Origin of the sequence: Microbispora sitophila, assembly GCF_014892245.1 — a bacterium.
Taxonomy (GTDB): domain Bacteria; phylum Actinomycetota; class Actinomycetes; order Streptosporangiales; family Streptosporangiaceae; genus Microbispora; species Microbispora siamensis.
Genome location: NZ_JADBGC010000033.1, coordinates 48,530 through 61,403 on the forward strand (window position 1 = coordinate 48,530; position 12,874 = coordinate 61,403).

Here is a 12,874-nt window from a genome sequence, read left to right on the forward strand (position 1 = left end):
GGGACTCCCGACGATGGCGAGCGATCGATCCGGCGTGCGGCAGGCCGGTCTCCGGCTCCGGGTCCTCGGGCCGGTGACCGCCTGGATGGAGGACCGGCAGGTGGACTCGGGGCCGCCGCTGCAGCGAGCCGCCCTGTGCGTGCTCGCCGCCAGGGCGGGCCGGGTCGTCCCGAAGGCACGCCTGATCGGCGATCTGTGGGGCGGCGCCGCCCCGAAGACGGCCGAGCAGAGCGTCTACACCTACATCGCCGGCCTGCGGCGGGTGCTCGAACCGGACCGGGGCCGGCGCGGGCCGTTCACGCTGCTGACCCAGTCGGCGAGGGGCTACAGCCTGGCACGGGACGCGTGCCGTACCGACGCCCAGGACTTCGAGCAACGCCTCGCGGAGGCCCGCCGCTACCAGGCCAAGGAGGACCTCCCCGGTTGGCTGCGCGAACTGGAGGCCGCGCTGGCGCTGTGGGCCGGCCCCGCTCTCGGCGGCCTGCCCGGCCCGTTCTGCGAGGCCGAACGGGCTCGGCTCGAAGGGCTGCGTCTGACGGCACGGGAGGACCACGCCGACGCGCTGCTGCGGCTGGGCCGGCCGCAGGAGGCCCTGGAGACGTTGACTGGGCTGATCGTGGAGGACCCGCTGCGGGAGCGTGCCAGGGAGCTCCTGATGCTCGCCCTCTACCGCTGCGGACGGCAGGCCGAGGCGCTCGAGGTCTTCCACGACGCCCGGTCGCTGCTCACCGAGCGCCTCGGCGTCGATCCCGGCGAGTCCCTGCGGCGGACGCACGAGCTCATCCTGCGCGCGGATCCCTCTCTCGGCGCGGCACCGCTCCCCACGGCGGTCGTCTCCGTCGATGAGGACCGCCGGCCGCGTCAGCTTCCGCGCGACCCGCAGATCTTCGTGGGGCGGGTGGGGGCGCTGGTGCGCCTGCGCGCGCTGCTCTCCCCCTGGGACGGAAGCGCCCCTCAGGCGGTGGTGGCGGTCACCGGCACGGCGGGCGCGGGGAAGTCCACACTCGCGGTGCGAGCCGCCCACACGGTGAGCGATCACTATCCGGACGGCCAGATGTACGTGAACCTGCTCGGTGCGACGCCGGGAGTCGGGCGGCTGAACCTCCTCGACCTGTTCGGCAGGCTCCTGCGAAGCCTCGGGGTGCGTCCGGAGGCGGTCCCGTCCGATCCGGACGAGGCCGCGACCATGCTCAGGGACCGCCTGACGGGCCGGCGCGTGCTCATCCTGCTGGACGACGCCGCCGGCCCGGAACAGATCCGTCCTCTGCTGGGGCTGCCCGCCGGGAACGCCCTGCTCGTCACGAGTCGCGAGTCGTTCGCCGTCGTGGACGACTGCGCCGCGGTCCCGCTCGGCACGATGCCGCACGCCGAGGCGGTGACCATGCTCGCCAAGCTGGCCGGCGCCGAGCGCGTCGCCGCCGACCCCGCCGCCGCCACCGAACTGGTGGCCCTGTGCGGCGGGCTTCCCCTCGCCCTGCGCCTGGCGGCGGCCCGCCTGGCGGAGAACCGGCACGCCCGTCTCGGTGATCTCAACGCCCGGCTCCGCGGCGAGGGGCGGGTGCTGCACGAGCTGGAATCGGGGGACGTCGCCGTCCGCGCGAGCCTCCAGCTCAGCTTCGACCATCTGGCGGGCAGCCCGCACGAACTCGACCGGGCGGCGGCCGCGGCCCTGTGCCATCTGGGGGTCCTGCGCACGCCGGACGCCACGCCCGAGGTCGTGGCGGCCCTGCTCGACGTGCCGCGGGACGCGGCGGACAGAGCGGTCGCCCGCCTCGTCCGCGCTCATCTGGCCGAGCCCGGCGACCACGGCCGGTTCCGCCTGCACGACCTGGTGCGGCTGTTCGCCATGGAACTGGCGCAGCGGCGCCTGAACGAGCGCGACCGCGACGAGGCCCTCGACCGCGTCCTCGGCCTGTACGGCCGGAGCGTACGGCTCGTCATGAGGCTGCTCGATCCGCACCGGGTGCACCCCCCGCACGACTTCGCCGACCGCGAGCCGTTCACGCTGACGGAGGCCGGGGACGCGTCCGCGTGGCTGCAGCGAGAACGTGCGAACATCAATGCCCTGGCGGCCCAGGCGATGGCCTCACCGGTCCCCTCCCTCGCGCGCTCCGGCGCCCACCTCGGCTTCTCCTGTCAATGGCCCTACACGTTCATCGGGCACCACAACGACATCGTGACCCTCAGCCGTCAGGCACTCGACGTGGGTGAGCGCCTCAAGGACCAGGAGATCTCGGCCCTCGCGCACGGATACGTCGCCCTGGGGCTGAGCCCGGCGGGAGGCTACGAGGAGGCGCTCGTCCACCAGCGCGCCGAGGTGGACCTTCGCCGCACGGCCGGGGACTCCTTCGCACGCATGAGGGCCCTGGGCAACCTCTGCGTGCTGCTCAACTCGCTGCATCGGCACGAAGAAGCCCTGGTGTCGGCGCGGGAGCAGCTCCGGATCGCGAGGAAGATCGGGGCGGCGGTGGGCGAGCGGCATGCCCTCACGGGCATCGGCACGGCGCAGCTCGGTCTCGGCCGCGTCGCGGAGGCCAGGGTGTCGTGGCGCGAACTCGGGCAGCTCGCGAAGCAGGCGGGGGACGACCTGCACACGGGAGAGGCACTGATCGGCATCGCCGAGGTGCACGAGAAGCAGAACGACCCCTGGTCCGCGGCGATCGTCTACCGGAAGGCCCTCGCCCTGAGCCGGGAGAGGCACCATCGGGGCGTGGAGCTGAAGTGCCTGGGCCTTCTGGGGCGCGCCGAGCGGCTCAAAGGCGCCTTCGAGCAGGCGCGCGCGCACCTGTCGGAGACCCTGGCGGCCGCGGAGAAGTACGGCGCGGGATACTGGGTGGGCTTCGCACGCGCGGAGCTGGCCCTGCTCGACGGCGTGCGCACCGACGGAGACGGCTGACCGGCGCGGCGGGGCTAGCCGGCGCGGAGAGCGAGGAAGAGGTCGACGCGGTCGGCCATCGACGACAGATCCTTGCCGGTCAGTTCCTCGACCCGCCTGATCCGGTAGCGCACCGTGTTGACGTGCACGTGCAGCCGCTCGGCGCAGGCGTTCCACGATCCCGTGCAGTCGAGGAACGCGCCGAGCGTGCGCACCAGCTCGGCCCCGTGCCGCCGGTCGTAGTCGAACAGCGGCCCGAGCAGCCGTCCGGCGAACGAGGACCGTACGTCGCCGGGCACGGTCGCCAGCAGCAGCGCGTGCGTGTAGATCTCGTCGCTGGTGACCACTCCCCCGCCGCGCGCCTCGGCCATCCGCCGGGCGTGGCCCGCCTCCTCCACTCCGCCCCGGATGGCCTGCGGCCCGGTCAGCGCGCCGCTCAGCCCGGCCGACACCGTGATCGAGGGCAGCCCGCCGGCGAGCACCGCCGTACGGGCGCGCAGCAGCGCCGCGAGTGCGTCGCGGTCGCCCCAGGGAGTGCCGCCGCGCAACGGGACCAGCGCCACCGACGCGTCGGCGCCCGCGGCGGCCACCACCCCGCGGTCCAGCAGTTCCTCCGTCACCTGACCGCCCAGCAGGGCGGGATCGGGGCCCTCCGTCGCCCCGCGCCTGCTCGCCGTGGCGGTGACCACCGCGTACGGCTCGGCCGGGTCGATGCCGCAGGTCCGCAGCCGGGCCGACAGCTCCGCGAGGTCGCCGCCCGCGCAGGCCAGGGCGATGAGCTGCTCGGCCAGCCGGCGCTCCACCCGGCGGCCCTCCTCCGCCCGTGTCCGCTCCATCGCGACGCACGCCGCCAACTCGTAGCCGATCTCCACGTCGACCTCGCCCCGGCAGACCAGGGCCCAGCCGGCGGCCCGGTGCGAGCGATCCACCGCGAACAGCGTGAACGGCCCGCCGCGGTCCACGACGACCGGCAGGCGGACGGCGGCGAGATAGTCGCGGGCCAGCCGTACGGCCTGCTCCTCGGGCAGAGCGCCCGCGACGACCGCGCCGCAGGCGGACACGACCGCGGCCGTGACGCCGAGCTCGGCCTCGACCAGGGCGAACAGCTCGCCGAGGCCGGCCCCTTCGGCCACCGCCGCGACGATCCTGCGGTGCCGCCCGAGCGCGCCGCGCAGGTCGCCCGCCTGGGCGGCGGCGACGCGCCTGCCGACGAGTTCGGTGACGGCTCCGAACGACACCTCGACGGGCACTTCGAGCAGCGGCAGCCCGCGCGCCCGGCACGCCTCCACCAGGTCGCCGGGGACCGTGCCGAGCCGCGCGTCGCCCGCGCCGAGCGCGGCCACGCCCGCCTCGGCCAGGGCGTCCACGAACCGGGCGGAGTCGGCGGGCGACTGGCGCCACATGAGACCGGTCAGCACCAGTTCGCCGCCCGACAGGTAGCGCCGGGGATCGGGCAGGTCGGTGATGAGCACGCCCTTGATCTCGCGGTCCAGCCGCTCGTCGCCCGTGAGCAGGGTGAGCCGCAGTTCCGGGACGGCGAGCAGATCATGCAATAGCACGACAGACAGCGTATTTGGAGATATCTACAAGCATCGACTACGTCCGCCTCCGGGTTTCATCGCCGCGCCGATAGGCCCCGCCGCCGCCCGGTTGCTGTACTACGAGGATGGAGCGGCGGATGGCGACTGAGACGGCGGCCGAGCCGACGAGGACCGGGACGCGTTCGGGCCTCGGCGAGAGCGCGCCGCGCCCCGACGGCACGCTGAAGGTGACCGGGGAGTTCGCGTACTCCTCGGACCTGTGGCTTGAGGGCATGCTCTGGGGCGCCACGCTGCGCAGCCCGCACCCGTCCGCGTGGATCCGCTCCATCGACGTCGGTCCCGCGCTCGCGATGCCCGGCGTGTTCGCCGTGCTGACCCACGAGGACGTGCCCGGCGAGAAGTTCCACGGGCTGGAGCGCCGCGACCAGCCGGTGCTCGCCGTCGACCAGGTCCGCTACCAGGGCGAGCCCGTGGCGATCGTGGCCGCCGACCATCCGGAGACCGCGCGCCGCGCCGCCGCCGCGATCGTCGTGCGGTACGAGGAGCGCGAGGCGGTGACCGACCCCCGCCGGGCCGCCTTCGACCCGTCCTGTCCCGCCGTCCACCCCGAGGGGAACCTCGTACGGCACCAGCCGGTGAGGGTGGGCGGGACCTTCGAGGCCGAGGTGGTCGTCACGGGCGAGTACGAGGTCGGCATGCAGGACCAGGCGTTCCTCGGCCCGGAGTCGGGCCTGGCCGTGCCCGCCGAGGACGGCGGGGTGGACCTGTTCGTCGCGACCCAGTGGCTGCACGTCGACCAGGACCAGGTGGCGCCGTGCCTGGGCCTGCCGAAGGAGAAGGTGCGGCTGACGCTCGCCGGGGTCGGCGGCGCGTTCGGCGCCAGGGAGGACCTGTCCATGCAGGTCCACGCCTCGATGCTGGCGCTGCGGACGGGCCGCCCGGTGAAGATGGTGTACGGCCGCGAGGAGTCGTTCTTCGGCCACGTCCACCGGCATCCGGCGCGGATGCGCTACGAGCACGGCGCCACGGCCGACGGGCGGCTCGTCTACGTCAAGGCGGAGATCCTGCTCGACGGCGGGGCCTACTGCTCGTCCACCCCCGCCGTGGTGGGCAACGCCGCCTCGCTCGGAGTCGGCCCGTACGAGGTGGGCAACGTCTGGATCGACGCGTACGGCGTCTACACGAACAACCCGCCCTGTGGCGCGATGCGCGGGTTCGGGGCGGTCCAGGCGTGCTACGCGTACGAGTCGCAGATGGACCGGCTCGCGGCGGCCTGCGGGCTGTCGCCGGTCGAGATCCGCGTCCGCAACGCGGTGTCGCAGGGCTCGCGCCTGGCCACGGGGCAGGTCATCGACAGCCCCGCGCCGCTCGCGGACATGCTCGCGGAGCTGGCCGCGATGCCGCTGCCGCCGGAACCGGCGGACGAGCCCGACCTGCGCCTCCTGCCGGGCGGCGTCGCGCAGACCACGCACGGCGAAGGCGTGCGGCGCGGCGTGGGCTACGGCGTCGGCATCAAGAACATCTGCTTCTCCGAGGGCTTCGACGACTACTCGACGGCCCGGGTGCGGGTCGAGCTGGCCGGGGACGAGCCGCACGTGCTCGTGCACACCGCCGCCGCCGAGGTGGGCCAGGGGCTCGTCACCGTCCAGGCCCAGATCGCGCGTACGGAGCTCGGGATCGCCAGAGTCACGGTCGCCCCGGCGGACACCGCGGTCGGCTCGGCCGGGTCCTCCTCGGCCTCCCGCCAGTCGTACGTCACCGGCGGGGCGGTCAAGACCGCCTGCGAGGCGGTGCGGGCGCGCCTCGACGCGCTGCGGGCGGCGCATCCGGAGCTGTCCCTGGAGGAGGTGCTCGAGCGGTTCGGGCCGGTCGAGGAGACGCGGGAGTACCGCCACCGGCCCACGTTCCCCCTGGACCCCGTCACCGGCCAGGGCGACTCCCACACGCAGCTCGCGTTGTGCGTGCACCGGGCCGTGGTCGACGTGGACGTCGAGCTCGGCCTGGTCAGGGTCGTCGAGCTGGCCGCCGTGCAGGACGTCGGGAAGATCCTCAATCCACTGGCCCTGGAAGGGCAGATCCACGGCGGCTCCGCGCAGGGCCTGGGCCTGGCGCTGATGGAGGAGATCCAGGTCAGGGACGGCCGGGTGCTGAACCCCTCGTTCACCGACTACCTGATCCCCACCATCCTCGACATGCCGCCCATGCGGTTGTCGGTCCTGGAGAACCCCGACCCCCACGCGCCGTACGGCCTGCGGGGCGCGGGCGAGCCGCCCACGCTGTCGTCGACCCCCGCGGTGGCCGCGGCGGTCAGGGCCGCGACCGGGCTGGGTCTCCCCCGCGTCCCGATCCGGCCCGAGGACATCGCGCTCACGCCCGTCACCGGCTGAGCCCGCCGGATCAGTCGGCGATGTAGCCGATGGAGGTCACCTCGTAGCCGCGGCTCTTCGAGCCCCGCACGTGCATGAACATGCCGCCGCCCTCGTAGGAGTAGGCGCAGCTGTAGCCCTTGGGCTCGGAGCTGCAGCCCTGGAAGAAGTACTTCACGCCCTTCGGATCGAACTTCGCCCGGAACAGCGTCTTGACCGCCGCGCTCGTGGCGATCTCCAGGCCCCGGTTGCGGTCGCCCTTGCGCCAGGCGTCGAACAGGTGTCCGGCGGCGGCGGACGGCTTCACGAGATGGCGCGCCTCGTACACCCTCGTGACCTTGCCACCCGACACGATCATCAGGATCCCGCCGAGCCCGCCCGGCACGCGCACGCTGGTGTGGACGAACCGGCAGGCGTTGCCCGAGCAGCCCGCGAACTCGTCCGGGGCCCGGAAGGGATAGGAGAAGATCGTGGAAACCGCGCCCGCGGTGGCGACCCGGGAGGCCGCGTGGCGGTCCGCGCGCAGCCAGGCGCTGAACAGCTTCTTGGCGACGGCCGCCGGTGCGGCCGTGCCGTGAGCGGACGCCCGGTCGGGGGCCTGCGCAGAGGCTTGCCCAGTGGCTTGCCCAGTGGCCTGCGCTGTGTGCGCGAGGGCCGGGCCGGCGGAGAACAGGGAAGCAGGGAGCAGGGAGGCGGGGACCAGGAACGCGGCGGTCGCGGCCGTGGCGGCCGCGCCTCGCAACCATCGTGCTGACACGCGCCGTACGCTACAGGGATCTACTTGCACCCGGATTGACCCCGGCTTGCACCTACCGCGGCCGCCCTCGGGGTCGGCCCCGCCGGGGCCGTCACCGGCGTCCGCCCGAGATCGGGGACCCCTGGGCGGACAGGCCGCGTCGTACGGCGGCCAGGCATCCGGCCAACAGCGTCACACCGGACAGCACCCCGCTGACCAAGGGCACCCACGCCACGGCGGAGGAGGCGGTCATGACGAGCCCGGCGACCCCGAGCACGGTGAGGACCACACCGGGCACCATGATCGTCCAGTCCCTCCAGATCGGTCCGAGGGCGACGAAATGGACGCCGACGACGAGAGCGATCCAGGCGACGTTGCTTTCCTCGGGGCGGTCCAGGGCGCGCAGCACCGCGATGCCGCCGAACAGCGCGACGGCTTCGATCACGACGACCACCGCGAAGCCGAGGCCGAACATCTTCCCGGACTCACCGCCTCCCCCGACGCCGAGTTCGGTGCCGGTGGACCTGGCGCGCCCGACGGCGAGGAACCACATGGCGACCACGCCCGCCAGGGCGACGGCCGCAGCGATCCGGAGGACGAGAGCGAGAGCATGACCGAGGGGTGGATGCGAGTTCGCGAACACGAAAACAGCCCCGAAAACCGCACCTATCAACAAACCGGTCATGCGCTGCATGGCGCGACCTTATCGCGATCACCGCCTGACCGGACGCCGTCGCCTCGCCCACGGTGATCCAGGACCTCGTTCACCGTGGGAACGTCGCACCCGGCCGGCTCGTGCCGGGCCGGACACAGGGCGGGCCGGCCCGACCGGACGGCCGGGCCGGGCGCGCCCCGGCCGCCGACCGGCCGCTTCAGGTCCGCGAGAGGCGGTCCAGGCCGTGATGCGTGCTCACTGGAACCCCTCAAAGGTCGGCTGCGTGCCTCCCGGCTGTGTCCCACCGCCCTGCTGGGTCCCACCCTGCTGAGTCCCGCCCTGTTGGGTCCCACCTTGCTGGGTGCCGCCGCCCTGCTGGGTGCCGCCCTGCTGGGTGCCGCCCGTCTGCGACCCGCCCGGCTGGCCGCCCTCGTACACCGTTCCGCCCGGCTGCGTGCCACTGGTCTGGGTGCCGCCCGGTTGCGTTCCCCCCTGCTGCGTTCCGCCGGGCTGTGTGCCGCCGGGCTGTGTGCCGCCGGACTGGCCGGCGTCGGTGGCGGCGGGTGAGGCGGCCGGGTTCGGCTGGCCCGCGGGGGCGGATCCGGTCAGCAGCGCCATGATCGCATCGGCCTGGGCCTTGTCGAAGCCCGCGATGCCGAGGCTGTCCTGGGTGATCTCCTGGGCCACCCGCGGGGCGGCCACCACCTTCTCCCCCACCACGATCGCGAGCTGCTGCTTGACCGTCTCACGGGTGAGCGCGGCGATCTGCTCCTGGCTGGAGGGGGACAGCACGAGCCTGATCGAGTAGGTGCCGTCGTTCTCCGGCACCTCCTCGATCTTCTGCACGGTCGTGACCGTGACCCCCGGGTCGAGCTGGTAGCAGGAGGCGCCCTTGTCGTCCGGGATCGCGTCCGTTCCGCTGCAGGGCGCCGCTCCCACCCCGGTGACCGGAGCGAAGTGCATGGGCGTCAGCAGGGTGCGTACGGGCGTCTGCTTGAGCGGCGGGGCGTCCGGGTTGCGGGTCATCACCACGGCGACGGCGCCGAGGACGCCGGACATGACGACCACCAGCACGAGGGCCACGATGAGGGCGATCGTCGTCCCCCTGGCCGCCCTCGGCTCCGTGGGGCCTGCGGGGGCGGACGGCCCGTCACCCGGCCCCGCGCCCCCGGGCGTGCCGTCGGGTGTGCCCGGAACGCCGGGCGCGGCTGCCTCTACCGGCTCGCCGGGCGCGACGGGAGCATCGGCGACACCGGGGGCGCCAAGCGGGTCACCCGTTCCAGCGGGAACCGCGAGCGGGTCACCCGGTCCACCCGGCACCGCGAGCGGGTCACCCGGTCCTCCGGGCACGCCGAAGGGGTCGCCAAGCCCCGCAGGCCCACCAGGCTCACCGGGTACACCGACCGGCCCACTGATCGTGTCACCGAGCGGATCACCAAGCCCGCCCGGCGGCTCACCGCGCTCCCCGAGCGGGTCGTCGAACCCGCCGAGCCCACCGGGCTCACCCCGCGCACCACCCGGGCCACCGAGTGGATCAGCGAGCGGATCAGCGAGCGGATCGGCGAGCGGATCGCCGAGCCCCGCGCGCTCACCGTGCGCGCCGGGCGGCAGGGGACCTCCGCCGGGGTCGCCTGGCCCGCCCATGGGCCCGCCGTACGTGTCACTCGGTCCGCCGCCGGCGGCGGGCAGGACCGTCGTCTCTCCCGTGGCACCGGCTCCGCCGGACGTGTCGCCGAACCAGCCGCCCCACCCGCCGGACGCCTCGGCGGGCACGCCGCCGCGGTCCTCGGGGCCGACCGGCTTGGGCATGGGCGCCGTCTCGGCTCCCGATGTCAGGCCGCCGGGCCGCGGGCCGGGTTCCTCGTCTCCCGGCACGGGCGCGTTGTGCATTCCCACCTCGATCCCTTACACCGCTCGCAGAGCCTACCGAGGTCTGCCAACCGCGGGTAACCGGCCGACCATGGAACGCTCAACACGTTCCTTTATTGACAATTTGTCATGAATATCCGCCAAATGGTTGCCCGTTGCCCGATGTCCACACGGACGTCGGGAGCCGACAGTGAAGACATGAAGGTGGGAGTTCCCCGAGAGATCAAGACGCACGAGTACCGGGTCGCGCTCACACCCGCGGGGGTCAACGAGTTCGTACGCAAGGGTCATCGGGTCCTCGTCGAGAAGGGCGCGGGGCTGGGGTCCGCGATCCCGGACGAGGACTTCGCCGCGGCGGGGGCCGTCATCATCGGCACGGCGGACGAGGTGTGGGCCGAGGGCGACCTGATCCTGAAGGTCAAGGAACCGGTGCCGGACGAGTACCACCGGATGCGCAAGGACCAGGTGCTGTTCACCTATCTCCACCTGGCCGCCTCGGAGCCCTGCACCCGGGCCATGCTGGAGTCGGGCGTGACCGGCATCGCGTACGAGACCGTGCAGAAACCCGACCGCACGCTGCCGCTGCTCGCACCCATGTCCGAGGTCGCCGGGCGGCTGGCGCCGCAGGTGGGCGCCTACCACCTCATGCGCCAGGGCGGCGGGCGCGGAGTGCTGATGAGCGGCGTCCCCGGCACCTACCCGGCCAAGGTGGCGGTGATCGGCGCGGGGGTGTCGGGCATGAACGCCGCCGCGGTCGCCGTGGGCATGCGGGCGCAGGTGCTGCTGCTGGACCGCGACGTCGACCGGTTGCGCCACGCCGACCTCGTCTTCCGGGGCGGCTGCCAGACCGTGGCGTCCAACGCGTACGAGGTCGAGCGGGCGGTGGTGGACGCCGACCTGGTGATCGGCGCGGTGCTCGTGCCGGGCGCCAAGGCGCCGACCCTGGTGAGCAACGACCTCGTCTCGCGGATGAAGCCGGGGTCGGTGCTGGTGGACATCTCCATCGACCAGGGCGGCTGTTTCGAGGACTCGCGGCCGACCACCCACGCCGACCCGGTCTACCGGGTGCACGGCTCGGTGTTCTACTGCGTGGCCAACATGCCGGGGGCGGTGCCGCACACCTCGACGTACGCGCTGACCAACGTCACGCTGCCATACGCGCTGGCGATCGCCGACCTGGGCTGGCGCGAGGCGCTGACCGCCGACCCCGCGCTCGCCCTCGGTCTGAGCACCCACGAGGGCCACCTGACGAGCCGCCCGGTGGCCGAGGCCCACGGGCTGGAAGCCGTGCCCGTGGACCGCGTGCTGGTTCCCTGAGCCGGGCCAGGGGACGTCCGGATCAGGAGGACGGGGCCGTGCTCGGCATCGGCTCCTGCGTGGTCTCCTGCTGGGCCGGCGGGAGTGGCTGCTCGTCGGTGGTGCCGATGCCGCCCGAGCAGGAGGCGCCGTACTCGGGGGTGGTGGTCGGGTTCTGCTTGTACTTCTTGACGAACTCCGGCAGGCGAGGGTCGTCCGCGGAGTCCAGCGCGATCTGGTGGTTCCAGGAGCTGGCGACGATCTTGGACGGCAGGCCCGGGTAGGGGCTCAGCAGCATGTAGTCGGCGGAGGCGATGCTCTTGAGCTTGTCCACCTCGGCCTTCGGCAGGTCGGGCCGGTAGGTGATCCACACCGCGCCGTGCTCCAGCGAGTGGACACCGTGCTCGTTGTGGATGGGCTTGTCGTAGATGCCGCAGTTCTGCCAGTAGAAGTTGTGCCGGCCGCCGACGGGCGGCGTCTCCTTGTAGGAGACCTTGTCCCAGGAGTGGTCGGAGCCCTTGTAGTTGTAGGTCTTGACGGCGCTGAGCGACTTGGCCGAGCGGTCGTTGACCACGTAGACGGCGACGAGGGCGACCAGGACGACGATCACGAGGCCGCCTATCCCCCACATGAGAAGCGCGGCGCGCCGCTCCTTGCGCTTCTGCTCGGCGCGCATGCGGGCGAGGTGCTCACGCCTCGCCTGCGACTTCTCCTTGGTCATCGCTCCTCCATCCGCTGATCACTGACACCCCCGCTGCGTATGGAGAATAGTGGCTAAAGGTATTGCTTCGGGCAGAGCGACGGCTGTGGCGAGTAGCCTGTGGGCGATGAGCACTGACATCGACGGTCCAATGGAGAGCGCAGTGGAGACCGCAGCGGCGACCACTCCCCCGGCCAGGCGCCGCCTCCCCGTCCTCGGGCTGGTCGTCGTCCTCCTCGCGGCGGCGGTGCTCGTGCTGTTCTTCGCCAGGCAGGCGACGCCCGGGGACGCCTCCCCCGAGGCGGGGTTCGCCAGGGACATGGGGGTCCACCACGCGCAGGCGGTGGAGATGTCCTTCATCCTCAGGGACAAGACCTCCGACCAGGCGCTGCGCAGCCTGGCGTACGACATCATCACGACGCAGAGCACCCAGCGTGGAATTTTCATGGGCTGGCTGCAGCAGTGGGGCCTGGACCAGAGTTCCGGCCGCCCGGCGATGGCCTGGATGTCCGGGCACGGGCACGGCGGGGCGGCCACGACCGCCCCGGCGCCCGGCACGATGCCCGGGATGGCGACGGAGGAGGAGATGAACCGGCTCCGCCAGGCCACCGGCAGGGACGCCGAGGTCCTCTTCCTCCAGCTCATGATCCGCCATCACCAGGGCGGCGTGGAGATGGCCGAGGGCCTGCTCAAACTGTCGGACCGCGACGAGGTGCGCGCTCTCGCCCAGCACATCGTGGACGGCCAGAACGCCGAGATCCGCACGATGACGGACCTGCTGGCCAAGCGGGGAGCCCAGCCGCTCGCCGCGCCGTAACCCTCTCCGGCTGGTCCGG

The 12,874-nt window shown here is 73.1% G+C and carries 9 protein-coding genes; 4 read left to right on the forward strand and 5 right to left on the reverse strand.

Features of this window, described 5'->3' with window-relative positions; genetic code table 11:
• Positions 1-13 precede the first annotated feature (13 nt).
• The gene (locus tag IL992_RS40055) at positions 14-2,896 is read left to right on the forward strand and encodes an AfsR/SARP family transcriptional regulator (protein ID WP_193208515.1); all 2,883 of its coding nucleotides are present in this window, start codon (positions 14-16) and stop codon (positions 2,894-2,896) included.
• 14 nt (positions 2,897-2,910) lie between these two features.
• On the opposite strand, the gene IL992_RS40060 is transcribed toward IL992_RS40055, so the two are convergent.
• Complete coding sequence (locus IL992_RS40060; protein WP_193208516.1) at positions 2,911-4,434, reverse strand: PucR family transcriptional regulator; 1,524 nt, start codon at positions 4,432-4,434, stop codon at positions 2,911-2,913.
• A 119-nt stretch (positions 4,435-4,553) separates the two neighbouring features.
• Here IL992_RS40060 and IL992_RS40065 point away from each other — a divergent pair, with 119 nt between their 5' ends.
• Positions 4,554-6,803, forward strand: a complete 2,250-nt coding sequence (locus IL992_RS40065; RefSeq protein ID WP_193208517.1) for a molybdopterin cofactor-binding domain-containing protein — start codon at positions 4,554-4,556, stop codon at positions 6,801-6,803.
• A gap of 10 nt (positions 6,804-6,813) precedes the next feature.
• On the opposite strand, the gene IL992_RS40070 is transcribed toward IL992_RS40065, so the two are convergent.
• The 3 genes from IL992_RS40070 to IL992_RS40080 form a co-directional block, all read right to left on the reverse strand.
• Positions 6,814-7,539 (reverse strand): hypothetical protein, encoded by a 726-nt coding sequence (locus IL992_RS40070; protein ID WP_193208518.1) that lies wholly within the window; start codon positions 7,537-7,539, stop codon positions 6,814-6,816.
• Between the two features lie 91 nt (positions 7,540-7,630).
• On the reverse strand, positions 7,631-8,161 hold the full coding sequence (locus IL992_RS40075) for a hypothetical protein (protein WP_226874667.1): 531 nt from the start codon (positions 8,159-8,161) through the stop codon (positions 7,631-7,633).
• 267 nt (positions 8,162-8,428) lie between these two features.
• On the reverse strand, positions 8,429-10,063 hold the full coding sequence (locus IL992_RS40080) for a SecDF P1 head subdomain-containing protein (protein ID WP_404804819.1): 1,635 nt from the start codon (positions 10,061-10,063) through the stop codon (positions 8,429-8,431).
• 177 nt (positions 10,064-10,240) lie between these two features.
• Here IL992_RS40080 and ald point away from each other — a divergent pair, with 177 nt between their 5' ends.
• Complete coding sequence (gene ald, locus IL992_RS40085; protein WP_193208521.1) at positions 10,241-11,359, forward strand: alanine dehydrogenase; 1,119 nt, start codon at positions 10,241-10,243, stop codon at positions 11,357-11,359.
• A 22-nt stretch (positions 11,360-11,381) separates the two neighbouring features.
• Here the strand turns inward: ald and IL992_RS40090 are convergent, their stop codons facing one another.
• Positions 11,382-12,059 (reverse strand): DUF3105 domain-containing protein, encoded by a 678-nt coding sequence (locus IL992_RS40090; protein WP_193208522.1) that lies wholly within the window; start codon positions 12,057-12,059, stop codon positions 11,382-11,384.
• Between the two features lie 106 nt (positions 12,060-12,165).
• Here IL992_RS40090 and IL992_RS40095 point away from each other — a divergent pair, with 106 nt between their 5' ends.
• Positions 12,166-12,855 (forward strand): DUF305 domain-containing protein, encoded by a 690-nt coding sequence (locus IL992_RS40095; protein WP_226874668.1) that lies wholly within the window; start codon positions 12,166-12,168, stop codon positions 12,853-12,855.
• Positions 12,856-12,874: the final 19 nt, after the last annotated feature.

Coding starts and splice junctions, on each gene's coding strand:
- IL992_RS40065 (WP_193208517.1), top strand. CDS start 4,554: ATGGCGACTGAGACGGCGGCCGAGCCGACGAGGACCGGGACGCGTTCG.
- IL992_RS40095 (WP_226874668.1), top strand. CDS start 12,166: ATGAGCACTGACATCGACGGTCCAATGGAGAGCGCAGTGGAGACCGCA.
- IL992_RS40080 (WP_404804819.1), bottom strand. CDS start 10,063: ATGCACAACGCGCCCGTGCCGGGAGACGAGGAACCCGGCCCGCGGCCC.
- ald (WP_193208521.1), top strand. CDS start 10,241: ATGAAGGTGGGAGTTCCCCGAGAGATCAAGACGCACGAGTACCGGGTC.
- IL992_RS40055 (WP_193208515.1), top strand. CDS start 14: ATGGCGAGCGATCGATCCGGCGTGCGGCAGGCCGGTCTCCGGCTCCGG.
- IL992_RS40090 (WP_193208522.1), bottom strand. CDS start 12,059: ATGACCAAGGAGAAGTCGCAGGCGAGGCGTGAGCACCTCGCCCGCATG.